This is a genomic window from Serratia sp. PAMC26656, from assembly GCF_016469055.2.
GTDB classification, from domain to species: domain Bacteria; phylum Pseudomonadota; class Gammaproteobacteria; order Enterobacterales; family Enterobacteriaceae; genus Serratia; species Serratia plymuthica.
Window position 1 is genome coordinate 4,910,952 of the sequence record NZ_CP150486.1, and the last position, 21,176, is coordinate 4,932,127.

A 21,176-nucleotide genomic window follows, 5' to 3' on the forward strand; every position below is an offset into this window, starting at 1 on the left:
CGCCGACAGCATTTTTGCCTGTGGGCTGTCCGTTTGCCGATATGCGAGCGAGTTAAACGCCGTCACGCAGAATGATGGCGTGCCAGAACGCTCTCCGGCAGAGGATTATGGCCGTTTCTATATCTGGAAGTTAAAACGTCTGGATGGCTATTATATGTCATGTTAACCTAAGGGCTATCGCAAAAACGCCAGTGAAAAGCCAGTAAAAGTGAGCCCATTCCTATGACGTCAAAAAATATCGAAACCACGCTGATCGCCGCCGGGCGCAGCAAACGCTATACCCAGGGCTCCGTCAATCCCGTCACCCAGCGCGCTTCCTCACTGGTATTTGACTCCGTTGCGGCCAAGAAACACGCCACCGCCCAACGTGCCCACGGCGAACTGTTTTATGGCCGCCGCGGCACCCTGACCCACTTCGCGTTTCAGGATGCGATGGTCGAGCTGGAAGGCGGTGCGGGCTGCGTGCTTTATCCGTGCGGCGCGGCGGCGGTATCCAACGCCATTTTATCCTTTGTCGGCGCCGGCGATCACGTGCTGATGACCGGTTCGGTCTATGAGCCGACACAGGATTTTTGCAGCCATATTCTTAGCCGCATGAACGTGACGACCACCTATTTCGACCCGCTGATCGGCGCCGATATCGCCGGGCTGATTCAGCCCAATACCCGCGTGGTGTTTCTTGAATCCCCCGGTTCCATCACCATGGAAATTCAGGATATCCCGGCGATGGTGCAGGCCATCCGCGCCGTAGCGCCGGAAATGGTGATCATGATCGACAACACCTGGGCGGCCGGCGTGCTGTTCAAGGCGCTGGATTTTGATATCGATATTTCGATTCAGGCCGGCACCAAATACATTATCGGGCACTCCGATTACATGCTCGGTACCGCCGTGGCCAACGAACGCTGTTGGGACCAACTGCGCGAGTATTCTTACCTGATGGGCCAGATGGTGGACGCCGATACCGCCTATATGGCAAGCCGCGGCTTGCGCACGCTGGGCATACGCCTGAAGCAGCACGAGCGGAGCAGTATCGAAGTCGCCAACTGGCTGGCAGAACGGCCGGAGGTCGCGGTAATCAATCACCCCGCACTGCCCGGCTGCAAAGGCCATGAGTTCTACCGCCGCGATTTCAGCGGCTGCAACGGCCTGTTCTCTTTCGTGCTGAAACAACGGCTCAGCGACAAGCAACTAGCCGACTATCTGGATAACTTCAGCCATTTCAGCATGGCCTATTCCTGGGGAGGCTACGAGTCGCTGATCCTGGCTAACCAACCGGAAGAGCTGGAGGCGATCCGTCCGGCGGGCGGCGTTGATTTTTCCGGTACGCTGGTGCGCCTCCATATCGGCCTGGAGAACGTGCAGGATCTGATCGCCGACCTCGCAAAAGGGTTTGATCGTATCGCCAACGCACGCTGATCCGCAGCCCGTTGCGCTGCCAATTTTATTCTGCTTCGTTTAATGTGTGCTTAAGCTATTAGCAGTACACTAAGCGGGTAATGGTCAGATACGGTCAACACCGCCTCCTGGAGAAGGGGGCCCCGGGCGCAACCGGCATGCAACAGGACTTAAAATGGATGTATTACGAGAGATTGTTCATGCGCTTTGGCAGCAGGACTTCATTGCCCTTGCCGATCCAAGCGTAATTTGGGTGGTTTATGCCGTACTTTTCACCACTCTTTTCCTTGAAAATGGATTACTGCCAGCCTCCTTCCTGCCCGGCGATAGCCTGCTGCTGTTATCCGGTGCATTGATCGCCAAAGGCGTGATGGCTTTTATCCCCACGCTGATTATTCTGACCCTCGCCGCCAGCCTCGGCTGCTGGCTCAGCTACTTGCAGGGCCGCTGGTTGGGGCATACCAGCCTGGTGAAAGGCTGGCTGCTGCAACTGCCCGCCCAGTATCACCAACGCGCGCACAACCTGTTTAGCCGTCACGGCCTGATGGCTCTGATGATCGGCCGCTTCCTCGGCTTCGTTCGCACCCTGTTGCCGACCATAGCCGGCATCTCTGGGCTGAACAGCGCGCGTTTTCATCTGTTTAACTGGTTAAGCGCGGCAGTTTGGGTCGGCACTCTGGTCAGCCTCGGCTACGCTTTCAGCCAGATCCCACTGGTGAAACGCTACGAAAGCCAGGTGATGACCGGGCTGATGATCCTGCCGCTGCTGCTGCTGTTGGTGGGCTTACTGGGCGCCATGCTGGTTATCTGGCGCAAAAAACGCGCCTCCGCCTAACCGACAGGCTTCGCTTCAATCAACTCCATATTGGCGGGCAACTTGCTCGCCAACCGATCCACCGCCAGCCGCACCTTCAACGGCAGATGCGGCGTCTGCGGCCACACCGCATGAGCGTCGAAAAACAGCCCTGGCCGATCCCGCATAATCCGCACCAGTTCACCTTTAATCAGTTGCCCGCGCACCAGCCAACACGGCAGCCAGGCAATGCCGAACCCGGCAACAGCCGCATCCGCTATCGCCTGCAGATCATCCATCTGCAGACGGGTGCCCGGCATCATCTCCCGCGTCACGCCGTCCGCTTCGGGGATCAACCAGTTGCGCACCATGCCGGCACGCACATAAGCCACCGCGTCGTGCTGCGCCAGTTGTTCAATGTTCTGCGGTTCACCGCGGCGCTGCAAGTAAGCCGGCGCGGCGCAAAGCGCCATGCGATGGTTACCGAGTCGCCGTGCCACCAGTCCGCTGCTGTTGCCCAACTCGCCGTTGCGGATTGCCAGATCAAAACCGTCCTCAATCAAATCCACGACGCGATCGTTAAATGACAGCTCCAGCTCCAGCCCAGGGTGTTCGCGCGCCAGTTCGGTCAGCAGCGGCGCGATGCAGATGCGGCCAAACAGCACCGGCATCGTTACCCTTAGCTTGCCGCTGACCTCTCGTTTGCCCGATTCCAGCAGCGTTTCCGCCGTGCGGATCTCCTCCAACGCCCGCAGGCAGCGTTCGTAGAACAGCGCCCCGTCGTCGGTCAGGCTCAGGCTGCGAGTCGTGCGGTGGAACAGGCGCACGCCAAGCCGCTGTTCCAGTCTGGCGATGGTCTTCCCCACCGCCGAGCGCGAAAGATGCAGCCGGCTGGCAGCCAGCGCAAAGCTCCCCGCTCCCACGGCGGTGACAAATACCGAAATGCCGTTCAACCGATCGGTCATGGTTTGTATCTCTGAAGGAAACAATCAAAGGAAATCTTATCGCCACTGGCGAATATCAATCAACGATAATATTGACAGGTCTACTTATTACCGACTTTGGAGTGAATCATGACTGACACAATGCAACGCTGGACAATGGCCGCCCTGGGGCGTGAACACCTGCAACTGACCGAAAGCGCCATCCCGCAGCCGGGGCCGCACGAGATCAGGGTGAAAGTGAAAGCGGTGGCGCTCAACTACCGCGACAAGATGGTGATTGAAACCGGTATGGGGATGACGTTGCCGCAGCCCTTTACCCCCGCCTCCGACATGGCCGGCGAAGTGGATGCCATCGGTGCCGACGTCAGCCGCTTCCAACCCGGCGATCGGGTGATCTCCACCTTCAGCCCAGGCTGGATCGACGGTCGACAGAAGCCGCACGGCGACGCACGTACACCGCCCTACCGCGCCCTTGGTGGTTTCTATCAGGGTATGCTGGCGGAATACGTGGTGGTGCACGAAGACTGGCTGGCCGCAGCACCCGCCTCGCTGGACGACGTACAGGCCAGCACCCTGCCGTGCGCCGGGTTGACCGCCTGGTTCGCGCTGGTGGAACAAGGCCGCCTGCACGCCGGCGAATCGGTGTTGGTGCAAGGCACCGGCGGCGTGGCGCTGTTCGCGCTACAGATAGCCAAGGCACACGGCGCGGAGGTGTACATCACCTCCGCCAGCGATGAAAAACTGGCGCGTGCCAAAGCGCTGGGTGCCGATCACGGCATTAACCGCCTGAACGGCGACTGGGTGGACGCCGTGTATGAACTGACGCAAGACCAGGGTATCGATCACGTGATTGACACCGTTGGCGGCCCCAACCTCGGCAATTCGGTTCGTGCCGTGGCGGTTCACGGGCGCATCTCGGTGATCGGCGCCCTCGAAGGCTTCGAAGTCTCTGCCCCTGCCGGCCCGCTGCTGATGAAATCGCCGGTGATTCAAGGGATTGGCGTCGGCCATCGCCGCGCGCTGGAAGATCTGGTGCGCGCCGTGGATACCCTCGGGCTGCAGCCGGTGATCGACCGGGTTTACCGCTTCGACCAACTGCCGCAGGCGCTCGATCATCTCGACCGCGGGGCCTTCGGCAAGATCGTGCTGATCCCTTGAGGCACTGCCCGGCGGCAGGCAGCCGACGTTAACCGAGTGGGCTGTCGCGCAGCCGGGCAATTTCATCGCTCGGCGTCACACCAAAGAAGCGTTTGAATTCGCGGCTGAACTGCGAGGCGCTCTCGTAGCCGACGCGGATCGCCGCGGTGCTGGCCTTCAGGCCGTCGTGCACCATCAATAAACGCGCCTTGTGCAGCCGATACGATTTCACATACTGTAGCGGCGAGGTGTTGGTCACTGCCTTGAAGTTATGGTGAAACGCCGAGATGCTCATATTCACTTCGCCCGCCAGCTGCTCCACGTTGAGGCCTTCCGCATACTGGTTCTCAATACGCCGCAGCGCCTTGGCGATCTGGCTAAAATGCGTATGGCGGTTGACCAACTCCTGCAACGATGCCCCACAGGAGCCGCGTAGCACGTGATAGAGGATTTCACGCACGATCTGCGGCCCCAGCACCCGGGCGTCCAGCGGTTTGGCCATCACGTCCAGCAGGCGCTCGGTGGCGCACAGCATCTCTTCCGACAGCGCGGCCAGATTCACCCCGCTGCTTTCCCGGCGCGGCTGCATCAGATAGTCGTCATCGCCGATGTCGATCAGCAGGTCCTGCAGCATCTGGGTATCGATATTGACCGCCAACCCTACCAACGGCTGCTCCGGGCTGGCGAAGGTTTCGCACTCGAACGGCAGCGGCACCGACATCAGCAGATAGTTGCGCGGATCGTACTGGAACACCTTATTACCGCAATAACCGACCTTGTGCCCCTGAAAAACGATCACCACCCCCGGTTCATACATCACCGGTTGACGCGGGCAGTACCGATCAACGTACAGGATCTTGACCCGCGGCACCGGCGACGGCGTATAGCCGTTACCCTCGGCAAAGCGCGCGGCCTGGCGCGCCATGCGGCAGCGCAGCTCATCAATTTCCATCACTGAAATACCCTCTTACACTCAGAACAATTCGGCATAAATAATAGTTTAAAACTCTATTTTTCTACAACGCTTTGTAGGAATAGGCAAGACTTGCACAGGAATGTGCATTGTGCTGCGAGGCTAAGTTACTGACAATACGCATCAGATATTTTTGCGCCGCCGGCGCTTGCCTCATGCAGAAGAGAAATTACCCCATGCAAAACTTTATTCTCCATACCCCAACCAAAATCCTGTTCGGCCAGGACCAAATTGCCGGCCTGGCACAGCAGATCCCTGCGGACGCACGCATCCTGATCACCTACGGTGGCGGCAGCGTGAAGAAAAACGGTGTGCTAGATCAGGTTTATGCCGCACTGGCCGGCCGTAACGTGCTGGAGTTCTCCGGCATCGAGCCTAACCCAACCTACGAAACGCTGATGAAAGCGGTCGACGTCGTACGTGCGGAAAACATCGATTTCCTGCTGGCGGTCGGCGGCGGTTCCGTGGTTGACGGCACCAAGTTCATTGCCGCCGCGGCGCATTATCAGGCGGACAGCGATCCGTGGCACATCCTGAAAACTGTCGGCAGCCAGATCACCGGTGCGGTGCCTATGGGTTGCGTGCTGACGCTGCCGGCTACCGGTTCTGAATCCAACAGCGGTGCGGTGATCACCCGCAAAAGCAGCGGCGACAAGCAACACTTCTTCTCGCCGCACGTACAGCCGCTGTTCGCGGTGTTGGATCCGGTAGTGACCTACTCGCTGCCGCCGCGCCAGATCGCCAACGGCGTGGTAGATGCCTTTGTACACACCCTTGAGCAATACCTGACCTACCCGGTCAACGCCAAAGTACAGGACCGTTTTGCCGAAGGCCTGCTGCTGACGCTGCTGGAAGACGGTCCGCGCGCGCTCGCCGAGCCGGAAAACTACGGAGTGCGCGCTAACGTGATGTGGAGCGCCACCATGGCGTTGAACGGTCTGATCGGCGCCGGTGTGCCGCAGGACTGGGCGACCCACATGCTGGGCCACGAGCTGACCGCGATGCACGACCTTGACCATGCGCAGACGCTGGCGATCGTTCTGCCGGCCCTGTTGACAGAGAAAAAAGCGCAGAAGCGCGAAAAACTGCTGCAATACGCTGAACGCGTTTGGGGCCTGCGCGACGGCAGCGAAGACAGCCGTATCGACGGCGCCATCGCCGCTACCCGCGCCTTCTTCGAGCAGATGGGCGTACCGACCCGCATGGCGGATTACCAGCTCGACGGCAGCTCGATCCCGGCGCTGCTCGACAAGCTGCATCAGCACGGCATGACCGCACTGGGCGAACACCAGGACATCACCCTGGAAGTCAGCCAACGCATTTATGAAGCGGCGCGTTAATCGCAAACCGGCGATTTCCTGCTAGGCTTTAGTTTCTATTTACCGTTTCTGCACCCTGCGCCCGACCGATCACCGGGCGCAGTTCAGCGCTTTCTCTGCGCTGCCGATCGCATCGCATGACCTCGTCTCGTTAATCTAATGGGAGAAAAACATGACCTGTACCAGACCGTGCCGCAACCGCTGAAATTTGGTTAGCAAACTCAGCAACACCCCGGTTTGCCAACTAGAATTTATTTATAGCCGTTTTCCGGCGCATGCTGTGCCGGGCAATCAGTTCACAAGGAGACGCGCATGACAACGCAACAACCCATCATCAAACTCCACGATGGCAATCTGATGCCGCAGTTGGGTCTCGGCGTTTGGCAGGCGAGTATTTCAGAGACCACCAATGCAGTGACCAAAGCGCTGGAAATTGGTTATCGCTCGATTGATACCGCTGCGATCTACAAGAACGAGGAAGGGGTCGGCGCCGCGCTGCAATCTGCCTCGGTGCCGCGCGAGCAGCTGTTCATTACCACCAAACTGTGGAACGACGATCAGGGCGATCCGCAGGCCGCGCTGGAAACCAGCCTGGAAAAGCTCAAACTGGACTATGTCGATCTGTATCTGATCCACTGGCCAAAACCGCAGCAGGATCAGTACGTCGACGCCTGGCGCGGGCTGATCAAGCTGCGCGAGCAGGGGCTGATCAAGAGCATCGGCGTGTGCAACTTCCACATTCCGCACCTGCAGCGTCTGCTGGATGAAACCAGCATCGCACCGGTAATCAATCAGATCGAGCTGCACCCGCTGCTGCAACAGCGTCAGCTGCGCGCCTGGAATGCCACCCATCATATCGCCACCGAGTCCTGGAGCCCGCTGGCACAGGGTGGCGAAGGGGTATTTGACCAGCAGGTGATCAAACACCTGGCGGACAAATACGAGAAGACCCCGGCGCAGATCGTGGTGCGCTGGCACCTGGACAGCGGCCTGATCGTGATCCCGAAATCGGTCACGCCGTCGCGCATCCGTGAAAACTTCGAGGTATTTGATTTTAAACTGGATAAAGACGAACTGAGCGAGATAGCCAAACTGGATATCGGCAATCGCCTGGGGCCGGATCCCGAGTCGCTGTAATGTTCCCGGCCCTCTCCCCAACGAGAGGGCCATTTTATTTCCCCGCTATAGCTGCTCGCCGTTGGTGGCGATCACCCGCTGATACCAGCCAAAGCTCTGCTTCTTCTTGCGCGCCAGATTGTCGTTATGATCGACATAGACGAAACCGTATTGCTTCTGATAGCCGTTGAGCCAGGAAAGCAGATCGATAAACGACCAGGGGTAATAGCCGCGCACGTCGGCCCCCTGTTCGATCGCCGCGCCGATCGCCTGAATATGATCGCGCAGATAATCAATGCGCGGTTGATCGCGCACCTCGCCGTCGACAATCGGATCCTTGGCCCCCAGCCCGTTCTCGGTGATGTAGAGGGGAATATTGCCGTAGCGTTTGACGATGCGGCCAATGGCGTCGGTCAGCCCTTGCGGGTAAACCTCCCAATCCCAATCGGTGTAAACGCCGTTCGGGTTGCGTACCTGTTTGAACAGCCCCTTAAAGCCCAGTTCGCGCCCGCTGCCCTTCTGGCCGCTGGTGTTGATGGCATAGCCGTCCACGTCGTCGTTATGCGCCACCATCTCACGCTTGTAGTAATTCAGGCCGATAAAATCGACGATGTTCTGCTTCAGAAGCTCCTCATCACCCGGCGCGAAATACGGCACGCCAAACGCCTGCTGCGCCATCGCCAGCAGCTCCGCCGGGTATTCTCCCTTCAGCACCGGATCGTACAGCCAGTGGGTGAAGATCCCTTCGGCAATCTCGCAGGCGCGCCGATCCTGCGGCGAGTCGCTGATCGGATCGTTAGGTTGCAATACGTTGACGAAGCCGATCTGCCCGTCGATCCCCATTTCGCGGAAGCTTTTCACCGCCCGCGCATTGGCCAGAAACACGTGGTGGCAGGCCTGAATGCCCTTTTTCGGATCGGTCAGCCTGGGTGGATGTGCGCCGGTAATGTAGCCCATGCCGATAAACACGATGGTTTCGTTGAAGGTTGACCACAGCTCGACGCGATCGCCAAAGCGCTGATAGCACAGGCGGGCGTATTCATCGAAGGCGTCGACGATCTCACGCGATTCCCAGCCGCCGAACTGTTCCTGCAAAGCCTGCGGCAGATCCCAGTGATAAAGGGTGATCATAGGTTTGATATTGTGCTTCAGCAGTTCGTCGATAAGTTCGCTGTAGAAGCGGATCCCGGCCTCGTTCACCTCTCCCCGCCCCTGCGGCAGCAGCCGCGGCCAGGAGATCGAAAATCTATAGGTTTGCATGCCCAGCTCGGCCATCAGCGCCACGTCTTCCCGGAAGCGATGATAGTGATCGACCGCCACGTCGCCGTTGGTGCCCTGATAGGTAGTACCGGGCAGATGGGAAAACAGATCCCAGTTGGACAAGCCCTTGCCGTCGGCATCATGGCCGCCCTCAACCTGATAAGACGCGGTCGCCGCGCCCCAGAGGAAATCCTTTGGAAATACGCTCATGCGTTTTGCACTCCGTTCTGTTCCAGCAATCGATAAATTCTAACCAGCTCTTCCACCAGATCGCGCGCCAGCATGGCGTTCATGATGTGGTCCTGCGCGTGTACCATAATCAAGTTGACCGGCAGCTTGCCTTCCCCCTCGTCAAAGCCGATCAGCTCAGTCTGGGTCGCGTGGGCGCGCTTCGCCGCCAGCTGCGATTCCGCCAGCAGAATATCCACCTGATCCCACTGGTATTTACGTGCCGCATACAGCGCCTGCATGGCGCAGCTGCGCGCCTCGCCGGCATTGATGATCAGCTCCATTACCGCCGTTTCCATGTCGATCATTCGGTCACTCCTTGCGTTTGTTCAATCGGATCCGCGTCACTCACTTCCTGATCCAGCAGTTGCTGTTCATAGACTTTAAAAAACGGGTAGTAGATCAACGCCGATACCACCGCCAGCACCATCACCAGCAGCGCTGCGCGGAAGTCCCAACCGGTGGCCCAGGCTGCGCCAATCGGCGCCGGTGCGGTCCAGGGCACCACCGAGATCACCCGGCCGATCAGATCCAGCTTCACCGCCGCATAAGCGATGATCGAATTGACGATCGGTGCAGTGATAAACGGGATAAAGAAGGTGGGATTCATCACGATCGGCGTGCCGAAGATCACCGGTTCGTTGATATTGAAACAGCTCGGCACCAGGCTCAGCTTGCCGATCGACCGCAGGTGTGCCGAACGGCTGCGCAGATAAAGCAGCACCAGCCCAAAGGTGGCTCCGGAGCCGCCAATCACGATAAAGAAGGTCCAGAAGGCTTCCATAAAAATGTGCGGCAGCGGTTGGCCGGCCGCGAGCATATCCTGGTTGATGCCCAGATTGGTCAGCCAGAACGCCTGCAGCATGCCGGAGACAATCACCGCGCCGTGAATCCCGGCAAACCACAGCAGATGGCCGATCAGTACCGCCAGCAGGATCGCCGGCAACGAGTCGGCGGCGGAAATCAGCGGCTGGAACAGCGCCATGATCGCCTGCGGCAACAGCAGGCCAAACTGGTGTTGCACCAGCAGGCTGAGCGGATACAGCGTGATCACCACCGCCAGGATCGGGATCAGCAGATCGAACGACTGCTTGATTTTGGCCGGCACCTGCTCCGGCAGCGAGATACCGATATTGCGCACTTTAAGGAAACGGATCAGCTCGGTGGTGTAGATCGCCACCAGAATGGCGGTGAAGATCCCCACGCCGCCCAACGCGGCGGTCGGCAACATCTTCTCGGTCTGCGGCGCAGCGACCAGTAAAAAAGACATCAGCGACAGCATCGCCGCCATAAAGGGATCGAGTTTATAACTTTGCGCCAGATTGTAGGCGATGGCGGCGGTAATATAGATCGACATAATGCCCATCGTCATATTAAACGGGGTAAGAATGGCGACCTGATGTTTTTCCGCCGCACCCAGCCACCATTGGGCTATTCCCCAACTGCTGTCGGCGGCAAAAGGCGGATAGGCGAAGACCAGTAAAAATGAGCCGACGATCATGAACGGCATGGCGGAAATAAAACCGTCGCGGATCGCCATAATATGGCGCTGGGTCGATAATTTACCGGCAATCGGGCTGATGCGGTTTTCGATGAAATTGAATGCGGCCTGGCTGATACTCATGGTTCAACCCTCGGGACGTTTGGTGAGTAATGGGGTAAAAAGCGGCTCAACCCTGGCCGGAGAGCCCGGTACAACAGAGGTGACGCGGCCCTGCTTCTCTCGGTGTTATGCGATCATCGCTAATGCTTCGGCCAAAATCTTATCGCCGCGCATCATGCCGTAATCCATGCTGTTAATAACCGCAATCGGTTTATTTTCCCGATCGGCGATCTCTTTAAAATCGGCCAGCTTATATTTAATTTGTGGCCCCAGCAGGCAGCATTGGTAATTAGCCAGCGTAGATTCGAATTCGTCTATGCCCACGGCAATAATATCCACCTCAATTCCCTGCTGTTCGGCAGACTTTTTCATTTTACTCACCACCATGCTGGTCGACATGCCGGCAGCACAGCAAAGAAATATCTTTTTCATCCGATCTCCTGAAGCTAATTGCGTACAAATGATTCAGTTGAGAAATGAGTATGGTGGAAAATACGAAAAAACAGCAACCGGTTTCAGTAACCGGTTTCATCATTTAATCGGGTTATGTGAGGAAGATCCAGAATTGTCATCGGCAATGAATTCATCATCATGGCGCACAGGAAAACAGCCATTTTTTTGCTAAAGATCTTTTACCCGGCTGACGCTATCATGACGCACCTGAGGTTACCCCCCACTCAACTAAAGCACGGAGCACCATGAAATTTTCTCTACGGCAGTGGTCACGCTTGAGCATCGTCTGCGCGATGCTGGTATTGGCAGGCTGCGCCGGCAAAAAGCACCGCGTCAGTTACAATCCTCACGCTTACGACGACGCGATCGAAGATGCTGCCGATAAATACGGTGTCGACCAAAAACTGATCGCCGCAATGATTAAGGTAGAATCCGGCTTTAACCCAGAGGCGGTGAGTAAGTCCAATGCCATCGGTTTAATGCAGTTGAAAGCCGACACCGCCGGCTGCGACGCCTATCGCTACAAAGGGAAACGCGGCTGCCCGAACGAAGACGATCTACGGGATCCCGACACCAACATCGATCTCGGTGCCGCCTATCTGGCCGTGTTGCAAAAACAGCAGCTTAGAGGGATCTACGATCCTGTTACTTTGCGTTACGCCACCATTATCGCCTACGTAAACGGCACAGGCGCACTGTTGCGGACCTTTTCCAGCAACCGCGAGCAAGCCATCTCGATGATTAATACGCTGTCGCCGGAAGCCTTTAATTGGCATGTGCGCAAATATCATCCCGCCCCGCAGGCACCGCGCCATTTGATGAAGGTGGAAGCGGCCTACGAGCAGTTGTGATTCTTACAAGTAAAAAGGAGAACCCTGGGGTTCTCCTTCAGACTGCTGACAAAGCTTGTTATTAGGGAGAGCGTGCCGAAGGGGTCGTAACGGCCTTGGCCGTCGGAGCGCCCCTCGGTGCGCTAGGCCCAGGTATCTCGAACTTAAAGACAACTTTGTCATCAACCTCAAGGAGAACCCGGGGGCTCTCCTTTCGTTTAAGCACCTGACTCAGCCGTTACGGCTTGCCGTTGCGGATAGGCTTGCGCGGCGGCTTGTTGGACGGCGTGCGCTGCCGGGTAATGTCGGTATGCTTGGTCAGCGCCGGGCGGGTATGACGCTGCAGGCGTTTCGCTTCGCGCTGCTCGTCGATGCTTGGCGCCGGTACCAGACACTCGCGGCGGCTGCCGATCAGGTGCTTCATGCCCATTTCTTCCAGCGCGGTGCGGATCATCGCCCAGTTAGCCGGGTCATGATAGCGCAACAGCGCCTTGTGCAGACGGCGCTGACGATCGCCACGCGGCACTACCACGTCTTCCGACTTATACCCTACCTTGCTCAACGGGTTCTTGCCGGTGTAATACATAGTGGTGGAGTTGGCCATCGGTGAAGGATAGAAGTTCTGTACCTGATCGAGGCGGAAACGGTTTTTCTTCAACCACAGCGCCAGATTCACCATGTCCTCATCACGAGTACCCGGATGCGAAGAGATAAAATACGGGATCAGGTACTGCTCTTTGCCCGCCAACTTCGAATAATGGTCGAACAGCTGTTTGAACCGATCGTAGCTGCCCATGCCCGGCTTCATCATTTTCGACAGCGGCCCTTCCTCGGTGTGTTCCGGGGCGATCTTCAGATAGCCGCCGACGTGGTGGGTTGCCAGTTCTTTGATGTAGCGCGGATCTTCCACCGCCAGGTCATAACGTACACCGGAAGCGATCAGGATCTTCTTGACGCCCTCCAGCGAACGCGCGCGGCGATACAGGTTGATGGTCGGCTCGTGGTTGGTGTCCATGTAGGTGCAGATTTCCGGATAGACGCACGAGGCGCGACGGCAGGTCTGCTCAGCGCGCGGGTTGGTGCAGCGCAGCATGTACATGTTGGCGGTCGGGCCACCCAGATCGGAGATCACGCCGGTAAAGCCCGGCACCTTGTCACGGATCTCTTCGATTTCACGAATAATAGAATCTTCCGAACGGCTCTGGATGATACGCCCTTCATGCTCGGTGATCGAACAGAACGAACAACCGCCGTAGCAACCGCGCATGATATTGACCGAGAAGCGGATCATGTCGTAGGCCGGAATGGTTTCCTTGCCGTAGGACGGATGCGGAATACGCTGGTATGGCAGGGCAAACACGCTGTCCATTTCCGGCGTGGTCAGCGGGATTGCCGGCGGGTTGATCCACACATAACGGTCGCCATGCGATTGCATCAGCGCGCGGGCGCAGCCTGGGTTGGTTTCATGGTGCAGAATTCGCGAAGTGTGCGCATACAGCACTTTGTCGGCCTTCACTTTTTCGAAGGACGGCAGCAGCACGTAGGTTTTTTCCCACGGTTTTGGCTTGGCGGCGCGCACGGTGACCGGCTTGGCTTCCGGCTCGGGCGTACCGCCGTCGGCGCACGGCAGATCCTCGCCGTAAGGGTTGGGGATAGGCTCAATGCGGCCCGGTTTGTCCAGACGGGTGGAATCCACGCCGGTCCAGCCCGGCAGCGCGCCTTTACGCATCACCGCCGTGTTGCGGATATCGTGGATCTCGCTGATTTTTTCACCGGCGGCCAGGCGGTGCGCCACTTCCACCAGCGGACGCTCGCCGTTGCCGTAGATCAGCATATCGGCTTTGGAATCCACCAGCACCGAACGGCGCACGGTATCCGACCAGTAATCGTAATGCGCGATGCGACGCAGGCTGGCTTCGATGCCACCCAGTACGATCGGCACGTCTTTATAGGCTTCTTTACAGCGCTGGCTGTACACCAGTGTTGCGCGATCCGGGCGTTTGCCGCCCACGTTGCCGGCGGTATAGGCATCGTCGTGGCGCAGTTTGCGATCGGCGGTATAACGGTTGATCATCGAATCCATGTTGCCGGCGGTGATGCCGAAGAACAGGTTCGGCTTGCCCAGGCGCATGAAATCTTCTTTATTGCTCCAGTCCGGCTGCGCAATAATGCCCACGCGGAAGCCCTGCGCTTCCAGCATGCGGCCGATGATCGCCATGCCAAAACTCGGGTGATCGACATAGGCGTCACCACTGATAATGATCACATCGCAGCTGTCCCAGCCCAGTTGATCCATCTCTTCGCGCGACATCGGTAAAAACGGCGCGGTGCCATAACATTCGGCCCAATAAGGCTTATAGGAAAACAATTCACGGTCGGGTTGGATCAGGCTGGTCGTGCTCATTCTGGTGCTCTTTCACAGGTTAATTAATCGCCGGGCGGCGATTATACGCACTAGTGACAAAAAGAGCATGGTTATTTCACACATTAGTCACATCGCCAACCCGCTTGCCCCTCGACTCCGGGCGTTTGCGACGTCATCATAGCCTATCTGTCCGGCCCGATGGCCGGCAGCGGAGGACAAAATGAATGAGCTTTTAGCAGTGAAACCGGTTCTGGTGCTGGGTAGCGCAATCGGAGAAATCGATCTGGGGCAACAGCGGCAGATCGGCGGCAGTGCATTTAACGTGGCCCGCGCACTAAGCCGCCTGCAGGCGCCGGTGGTCAATGGCATGCCGGTAGGCAATGGCGAATGGGGCGCGATGATTGAAACCGCCATGAATGAACTCGGTCTGCCGGTGCTGCTGCGCCACGGCCAGAGGGATAACGGCCAGCGTCTTACGCAACTGGAGCCCTGCGGCAAGCGCACCTTTGTCAGGATACCGGGGTGCGAAACGCAGTGGAACAAGGCTCAGCTCGCCACACTGCCGTTGACGCAGGAAACGCTGATCTACATCCATGGCGACGAACTGACGGGCGAGAGCGGTGAAGCGCTGCGCGACTGGCTGACACGGCTGCCGTTCGACCAATGGCGCCTGATCGATCCCGGCTCGCGGGTTGGCCTGCTGGATGCGGATTTCTTCGCCATGCTCAGCGACAGCGACACGGTACTGACGCTCAATCGCAACGAGGCAACAACGCTGTGCGGCGAAGGCGACGTGCTCACCGCCGCACAACGTTTTGCCGCCGCGCACAATATTACGCTGATATGCCGGCTGGAGGGGGAAGGCGCATGGATTTGCGATGGCCGTAATCCGCCGCTGAACGTTGCCGCATCTCAGGCCCAGGTTATGGATACTCTCGGTGCCGACGACGCCCACTGCGCCGGTCTGTTGGCAGGTATCTCCGCCGGTTGGCCACTGCCGCAGGCAGTCAGCCTGGCCAACCGCGTGGCCGCCTGCGTAGTGGCAAGCCAGGGTGCAGCAAGCGCACCGAACTGGCAACAGCTGCAACAACGCTTTCCCGAAAGCTGAAGCACAATGGGCGCACCTCTGCGCCCATTGCCTTGATCTAATGAGCGCGCTCTACCGGCCCGGCCTGCTCCTCCGGCCGGTGCTGATAATGGAAGGTCAGTGCGAAGACCACACCCAGCACCAGCGTATACAGCGCGAAAACCAGCCAGATGCTCTGCCAGTCTTTTATGCCGTTGCGGGTAAAGAAATCCACCACCTCGCCGCTGGCGATCGCCCCCAGATAAGCGCCCAAACCATTCACCATCGTCATGAACAGCCCCTGCGCGCTGGCGCGGATGCGGTGATCGGCCTCTTTCTCTACGAAGATCGCGCCGGAAATATTGAAGAAATCAAAGGCGCAGCCATAAACGATCATCGAAAGCAGCAGCAGCACGAAGCCAAAACCGACCGGGGTACCGTAGGCCAGGAACAGGAAGCGCAGCGTCCAGGCCGCCATGCTGATCAACATCACCTGTTTAATGCCGTATCTGCGCAGGAAAAACGGAATGGTGAGGATGAAAAACACCTCAGAAATTTGCGACAGCGACAACAGCACCGCCGGGTATCTGACGCTGAAGCTGTCCTGGTACAGCGGATTTTGCGCGAAATCGTGCAGGAACGGGTTACCGAAGGTGTTGGTCACTTGCAGCGCCGCGCCCAGCAGCATGGCAAACAGGAAAAACAGCGCCATGCGTCGTTGGCGAAATAAGACCAGCGCGTCCAGCCCCAGAACGCTGAACCAGCTTTTTGATTTTTCCACTTTGCTGGTCGGGCAATTAGGCAGCGTCAGCGCATAGCCGGCCAGCAGCAGCGACACCCCGGAGGCCAAATACAGCTGCATATTGCTGAGTTCAATTTTGCTGAAACCGATCAGCCACATCGCCACAATAAACCCCAGAGTGCCATACACCCGCACCGGCGGGAAATCCTTCACCGTGTCGTAACCGTGTTTCTCCAGACAAAAATAGGCGATGGCGTTGGACAGCGAAATGGTCGGCATATACATCATGGCATTGAACAGCATGACCCAGAACATCATCATCGGCTGCTCAACCTGGGCGGCACAGTACAGCGCGATCGCACCGAACAGATGACACAGCGCATACAGATAGTTAGCCTTGACCCAGCGATCGGCAATGATGCCCGCCAGACCCGGCATAATCAACGCCGCTATGCCCTTGGCGCTGTACACCATACCCACCTGCATACCGCTGAAATGCAAGGTGTTAATCATGTAAGATCCCAGCGTGACCAGCCAGGCGCCCCAAATAAAAAACTGCAGAAAAACCATTACCTTCAGTCGCGTTTTTATTGCCATCACCATCACCTTATTATTTTGATTGAAACGATGATTCGCACGGCAAGGTCCCTGCGCCCTGCCGCGAGGTTTACAGCATCACAGCGTTTTGAAGAACTCACGGATCAGGCGCATAAAATCGTCGGCCGCCAGCGCGGCACAGCTCAGGGTTTGTTCATGGGAGAGCGGCGTATCGGACAGCCCTTCGGCGTAGTTGGTCATCGCCGACACCACCAGCACCTTCAGGCCGCAGTGGCGCGCCGAGAGCACTTCCGGCACGATCGACATGCCGACCACATCGCACCCCAGCGTCTGCATCATGCGAATTTCCGCCGGGGTTTCGAAGTTAGGCCCGGTGTAGGCGGCAAATACCCCTTCGGCCAGCGGAATGCCCGCGCGCTCGGCTACCAGCGCCAGTTGGCCGCGCAGTTCGCGGTCATAGGCGTTGGCCAGGCTGAAGAAGCGTGGACCGAAACGCTCATCGTTGTCGCCAACCAACGGCGATTCAGGCATAAAGTTGATGTGATCGGTAAGTGCCACCAGGCTGCCCGGCGGCACCGACTGGCGCAACGAGCCGGCGGCGTTGGTTGCCAGCAAGAATTCGCAGCCCAGCAGTTTGAACGTGCGCACGGCGGTGGTCATCACCTGCATGCCGCGCCCTTCGTAGTAGTGCCCGCGGCCTTTCATGCACAGTACCGGCACGCCTTCCAGCCAGCCTGCGACCAGTTGCCCGGCGTGGCCCGCAACGCCGCTGACTGGGAACCCAGGCAGCTCAGCGTAGTCGATGATCAGGGTGTCGGTCATCACCTCCGCCAGCGCGCCCAGCCCGGAACCCAGTATCAGCGCGGCGCGCGGCTGGAAGCCCGGCAGGCGGCGGCGGATCGCTTCGGCACAGGAAAAAGCATCTTCTTGATTAAACATAGTATTCTCTTCTGTGGGAGGGTGAAATAATCCCCATAGTAGAGAGCGATGCGCGACGGCGACCAATACATTATTGGCAGCCGATTTATTCCGTTTACCTATAAATTGGTAGCACCAGGAGGCCATCATCAGCATAAAATCCCCCCAGCAACTGCCAGACCCCAGCCGGATTAACTTCCGCCTGCTGCACTATTTCCGCGTCGTGGCAGAGGAAATGAACTTCACCCAGGCGGCGCTACGGCTGAATATTTCGCAACCGCCGCTCAGCAAGCACATTAAAGAACTGGAGAGCCAACTCGGCGTCGCGCTGTTCAAGCGCACCACCCGTTCGATGTCGCTGACGCTGGCCGGCCGCACGCTGTTTCGCAACGTCGAGATGCTGTTGGATCAGGCCGGTCATGCGCTGAATCAGGTGCAACAGTTGGGCCGTGGCGAAGCCGGTCATATGGTGGTCGGTATGGTCGGCACCTCGGTGTGGGGCGGGTTGATCCCGGCGTTGAAGCGCTTTGCCGGGCAAACGGCCAACGTCACCTGGGCGTTGAACGAGCTGACGCCCAGCCAGCAGATCGCCGCGTTGCAAAAACGTCATATCGATATTGGCGTCTGGCGGGAGGCCAGGGAACAGGCATTGCCGGGGTTGGCCTGTCAGCTGTTGGCGCGGGAAAATATTGCGGTGGTGCTGCCGCTCGATCACCCGCTGGCACAGGCGGAGAGCCTGCCGCTCGCGGCACTGCAGCATGACAAATTCATGGTCCTGCCGCCGCACGAGGCCAGTCTGGGGCTGTATCTGCACAATCTGTGCCTGCAGCAAGGTTTCAAACCGGACATCGCCTATCAGGTCAATGAGCCGCAAACCCTGATGGCGCTGGTGGCCGAAGGTTATGGCATCACGCTGTTGCCGGACAGCTACGGCCGCATTCCGTGGCCAGGCGTACGGTTCTGCCCGCTGCAGCAGGCGCCGTCAGCGGATTTGTACGCCATTTATCATGCCGAGAGCGCCACGCCGGTAGTGCAGGCGTTTCTGGACATGCTGCGTGCGGCCCCCTGACAGCGCCGCACAGGGCCGGCTTACAGCGCCGGCTGCACCATAAACTGACCTGCGGTACCGCGATCCGCCATCTCCAGCGTCTGGCTGTAGAACAGGAACGGGAAGTGCTCCGAGGTGGACTGATTGAAGTAAACCAGCAGCTCGACGTCGCCGTCGACCCATACGGTGTCCTTCCAGCCGCGATCTTCCGCCATTGGCTGCGCGCCATTGACGCGTTTCACCAGGAACTGCACACCCTGAATGTGGAACGCCTGCGGTGTATCCGCATGAATGTTCCAGCGCTCCCAGGTGCCCTGCTGCGTTTGCACGTCGATGCGGTTCATGTCCCAGATAGCGCCGTTGATCCCTGGCTGGCTGTCGCCCAGACGGAATTCGCGGGTGCGGCTGGCGCTGCCGTCCAGCAGTTGATCCGCCAGCAGGCGCATCGGCAGGTTATCGGTCACCAACGGCAACAGGCCGGTAGGCCGCAACGTCAGCACCTGGGTGGAGACCAGAATGCTCGAAGGTTCAAACAGGCCGCGCAGGCGATCCATCATGCCCGCCGCTTCACCGGCGGTGATGGTGACCTCATCGCCTTTTGACATATCGACCAGCACTTCACGGCGTTCGCCCGGCGCCAGCGAAAGCTGCTGCACCGCCACCGGCGCAGGCAGGAAGCCCTGATCGCTGGCGACAACGTTGAACGGCCGGCCGTCGCTCAGTTGCAGCATGTAGCGGCGCGAGTTAGAGGCATTAAGCAGGCGCAGGCGCACCCAGCCGCGAGAAACCTCGACGTAAGGATTTTGCACACCGTTGACCAGCAGCGTGTCACCGATAAAACCGCCCTGCGACGGCGGATCGTATTCCGGCGTACCGAAATTATCCAACCGTTTGTCCTGAATGATCAGCGGGAAGTCGTCAACGCCGTAGTGGTTCGGCAGCGGCAGCGCTTTGCTGACCTCATCCTCAATCAGCCACAACCCGGTCAGGCCATTGTAAACGTGCGGCGCCATGCGGTTCGGCGTACTGGCATGATACCAGCAGGTGGCCGCGCTCTGGCGAATAGGCAACACCGGCGACCAGTCGACGTTAGGCGACATCATACGCGGTGGGCCGCCCATCAGGGTGCCGGGCACCTGCAGGCCGCTGATGGTCATCGCCACCGGCTCCGGCAGACGGTTGCTGTAGATCAGCTTGACGTCGTCCCCGTTATAAACCCGCACCGTCGGCCCAAGATACATGCCGTTAATGCCCCACACCGACGCCTTGCGGTTATCCATAAACGCCCAATGGGCGCGCTGCAAGGTTAAAAACAGCGGCTGACCGCGGCGGGATTCCAGCAGCGGAGGAATCGGTAATGGCGTCTGCGTTCCGCTCGCCTCAGCCCTCAGCGGCACGGCTCCCGCGCACAGCGCCAAGCCCGATGCCTGAATAAACTGACGTCGACTGAGTGACATATTTTCTCCATGAAAAGCAATGACTAAACCATGTGCAAAGACCGGGCCCCTGTTAATCAGATTAGCAGGAGCCCAAGCGTTAACGGCATCAAGCGCCGTTTAAAAGTTCATTCTTTGAAGCCGGTGGGAATATTATTTTCCGGCCGCATTGCGCTGAGCGACTTCTTCGTCCAGCTCGGCGATTTTCGCCAACATCAGCTCATGGCAATGGGCCGCCAGCTCACGCACATTTTCTCTGCCGTAATTGCTGATGTCGATCGGCTCCAGTATTTCTACGATCGCATGGCCATTATTCCAACGGTTAAGATTAATTTTACCGGTGGTGGTAGAAACGCAGATCGGCACAATCGGCACCCCAGCGGCGATTGCCGCGTGGAATGCACCGGTTTTAAACGGCATCAGCCCGCGCCCGCGGCTGCGGGTGCCTTCCGGAAACATCCAGATCGAGATATCTCTCTTCTTGAACTGTTCGGCTACCTGAGCAATGGTGCCATGCGCTTTGGCGCGGTTATCCCGATCAATCAGCAGATTACCGGTCAGCCAATACAGCGGGCCAAAAAAGGGAACCCACAACAGGCTTTTTTTGCCGACGGTCACGGTTCGCGGCTGCACGGCTTTGGCTGCCGTCACCATATCGTAGTTATTCTGGTGGTTAGCGATATAAATGCAGTTGCCGTTTTTGGCTGCATCGGCCGGTACGCGGACTTCTACTTTCAAACCGAATAACCCGGACAGACGGCCAAACAGATGGCCGAACGTCGCCACATGGCGGGGATCGCGGGGACGGAATAATAAACAGTAAATAGAACCGAAAATGCACACCAGAAGACAATACAGAGTGGCGAGCACGGCACGTAAAATTAATAACATAACAACCTCATTAGCACACTGCCGACGCAGCCTGAAGCGCTGCGCAGATCCCTTTACTCATTCTTTGATTGCAGAGTCCGAAAACCTCACCTGCATTT

19 protein-coding genes are annotated in these 21,176 nt (G+C 58.3%); 8 read left to right on the forward strand and 11 right to left on the reverse strand.

From position 1 onward, the window contains the following. The first annotated feature begins 222 nt into the window (after nucleotides 1-222). Entirely contained in the window at nucleotides 223-1,419 is a 1,197-nt protein-coding gene (metC, locus tag JEM67_RS24000; protein ID WP_199635766.1) for a cystathionine beta-lyase, read from the forward strand. 154 nt (nucleotides 1,420-1,573) lie between these two features. After that, nucleotides 1,574-2,233, forward strand: a complete 660-nt coding sequence (locus JEM67_RS24005; protein WP_013814597.1) for a DedA family protein — start codon at nucleotides 1,574-1,576, stop codon at nucleotides 2,231-2,233. Here the strand turns inward: JEM67_RS24005 and JEM67_RS24010 are convergent. Continuing rightward, complete coding sequence (locus JEM67_RS24010; protein ID WP_199635765.1) at nucleotides 2,230-3,156, reverse strand: LysR family transcriptional regulator; 927 nt, start codon at nucleotides 3,154-3,156, stop codon at nucleotides 2,230-2,232. The two genes, JEM67_RS24005 and JEM67_RS24010, sit on opposite strands and share 4 nt — an antisense overlap. 108 nt (nucleotides 3,157-3,264) lie before the next feature. Here JEM67_RS24010 and JEM67_RS24015 point away from each other — a divergent pair, with 108 nt between their 5' ends. Beyond that, nucleotides 3,265-4,293 (forward strand): zinc-dependent alcohol dehydrogenase family protein, encoded by a 1,029-nt coding sequence (locus JEM67_RS24015; RefSeq protein WP_199635764.1) that lies wholly within the window; start codon nucleotides 3,265-3,267, stop codon nucleotides 4,291-4,293. Between the two features lie 28 nt (nucleotides 4,294-4,321). On the opposite strand, the gene JEM67_RS24020 is transcribed toward JEM67_RS24015, so the two are convergent. Continuing rightward, entirely contained in the window at nucleotides 4,322-5,227 is a 906-nt protein-coding gene (locus JEM67_RS24020; protein WP_199635763.1) for an AraC family transcriptional regulator, read from the reverse strand. A gap of 194 nt (nucleotides 5,228-5,421) precedes the next feature. Here JEM67_RS24020 and yqhD point away from each other — a divergent pair, with 194 nt between their 5' ends. Next, nucleotides 5,422-6,585, forward strand: a complete 1,164-nt coding sequence (gene yqhD, locus JEM67_RS24025; protein ID WP_013814601.1) for an alcohol dehydrogenase — start codon at nucleotides 5,422-5,424, stop codon at nucleotides 6,583-6,585. A gap of 291 nt (nucleotides 6,586-6,876) precedes the next feature. Beyond that, on the forward strand, nucleotides 6,877-7,701 hold the full coding sequence (gene dkgA / locus JEM67_RS24030; protein ID WP_013814602.1) for a 2,5-didehydrogluconate reductase DkgA: 825 nt from the start codon (nucleotides 6,877-6,879) through the stop codon (nucleotides 7,699-7,701). 45 nt (nucleotides 7,702-7,746) lie between these two features. Here dkgA and JEM67_RS24035 read toward each other — a convergent pair whose 3' ends face one another. The 4 genes from JEM67_RS24035 to JEM67_RS24050 all read right to left on the reverse strand — a co-directional run bounded on the left by JEM67_RS24035 (nucleotide 7,747) and on the right by JEM67_RS24050 (nucleotide 11,203). Next, nucleotides 7,747-9,150 (reverse strand): GH1 family beta-glucosidase, encoded by a 1,404-nt coding sequence (locus JEM67_RS24035; RefSeq protein ID WP_013814603.1) that lies wholly within the window; start codon nucleotides 9,148-9,150, stop codon nucleotides 7,747-7,749. Beyond that, complete coding sequence (locus JEM67_RS24040) at nucleotides 9,147-9,476, reverse strand: PTS lactose/cellobiose transporter subunit IIA (protein ID WP_004948247.1); 330 nt, start codon at nucleotides 9,474-9,476, stop codon at nucleotides 9,147-9,149. Before JEM67_RS24040 ends, JEM67_RS24035 begins: the two co-directional genes overlap by 4 nt. After that, nucleotides 9,473-10,792, reverse strand: coding sequence for a PTS sugar transporter subunit IIC (locus JEM67_RS24045; RefSeq protein WP_199635762.1), 1,320 nt, complete (start codon nucleotides 10,790-10,792; stop codon nucleotides 9,473-9,475). The genes JEM67_RS24040 and JEM67_RS24045 overlap by 4 nt, the downstream gene beginning before the upstream one ends. A gap of 105 nt (nucleotides 10,793-10,897) precedes the next feature. Further along, nucleotides 10,898-11,203 carry a PTS sugar transporter subunit IIB gene (locus tag JEM67_RS24050; protein WP_199635761.1) on the reverse strand — a complete coding sequence of 102 codons (306 nt, stop codon included), beginning with the start codon at nucleotides 11,201-11,203 and terminating at the stop codon, nucleotides 10,898-10,900. 266 nt (nucleotides 11,204-11,469) lie between these two features. Between JEM67_RS24050 and JEM67_RS24055 the strand changes: the two genes are divergently transcribed. Further along, nucleotides 11,470-12,075: a transglycosylase SLT domain-containing protein gene (locus JEM67_RS24055; protein ID WP_199635760.1), complete on the forward strand. Its 606-nt coding sequence runs from the start codon at nucleotides 11,470-11,472 to the stop codon at nucleotides 12,073-12,075. A 217-nt stretch (nucleotides 12,076-12,292) separates the two neighbouring features. Here JEM67_RS24055 and JEM67_RS24060 read toward each other — a convergent pair whose 3' ends face one another. Continuing rightward, the gene (locus JEM67_RS24060; RefSeq protein WP_013814606.1) at nucleotides 12,293-14,458 is read right to left on the reverse strand and encodes a YgiQ family radical SAM protein; all 2,166 of its coding nucleotides are present in this window, start codon (nucleotides 14,456-14,458) and stop codon (nucleotides 12,293-12,295) included. A 181-nt stretch (nucleotides 14,459-14,639) separates the two neighbouring features. Between JEM67_RS24060 and JEM67_RS24065 the strand changes: the two genes are divergently transcribed. Further along, a complete protein-coding gene (locus JEM67_RS24065; protein WP_199635759.1) occupies nucleotides 14,640-15,527 on the forward strand; it encodes a PfkB family carbohydrate kinase in 888 nt (295 codons plus the stop codon). 37 nt (nucleotides 15,528-15,564) lie between these two features. On the opposite strand, the gene JEM67_RS24070 is transcribed toward JEM67_RS24065, so the two are convergent. Together JEM67_RS24070 and xapA are read right to left on the reverse strand one after the other, a co-directional pair. Then, a complete protein-coding gene (locus JEM67_RS24070; RefSeq protein ID WP_199635758.1) occupies nucleotides 15,565-16,824 on the reverse strand; it encodes a nucleoside permease in 1,260 nt (419 codons plus the stop codon). 78 nt (nucleotides 16,825-16,902) lie between these two features. After that, complete coding sequence (xapA, locus tag JEM67_RS24075; protein ID WP_199635757.1) at nucleotides 16,903-17,724, reverse strand: xanthosine phosphorylase; 822 nt, start codon at nucleotides 17,722-17,724, stop codon at nucleotides 16,903-16,905. Between the two features lie 133 nt (nucleotides 17,725-17,857). On the opposite strand from xapA, the gene JEM67_RS24080 reads away from it, so the two are divergent. Beyond that, nucleotides 17,858-18,772 (forward strand): LysR family transcriptional regulator, encoded by a 915-nt coding sequence (locus JEM67_RS24080; RefSeq protein WP_143760045.1) that lies wholly within the window; start codon nucleotides 17,858-17,860, stop codon nucleotides 18,770-18,772. Nucleotides 18,773-18,792: 20 nt separating this feature from the next. On the opposite strand, the gene ftsP is transcribed toward JEM67_RS24080, so the two are convergent. Together ftsP and JEM67_RS24090 are read right to left on the reverse strand one after the other, a co-directional pair. Beyond that, nucleotides 18,793-20,208 (reverse strand): cell division protein FtsP, encoded by a 1,416-nt coding sequence (gene ftsP, locus JEM67_RS24085; RefSeq protein WP_199635756.1) that lies wholly within the window; start codon nucleotides 20,206-20,208, stop codon nucleotides 18,793-18,795. A gap of 132 nt (nucleotides 20,209-20,340) precedes the next feature. Continuing rightward, the gene (locus JEM67_RS24090) at nucleotides 20,341-21,078 is read right to left on the reverse strand and encodes a 1-acylglycerol-3-phosphate O-acyltransferase (RefSeq protein ID WP_006320600.1); all 738 of its coding nucleotides are present in this window, start codon (nucleotides 21,076-21,078) and stop codon (nucleotides 20,341-20,343) included. Nucleotides 21,079-21,176 lie beyond the last annotated feature (98 nt).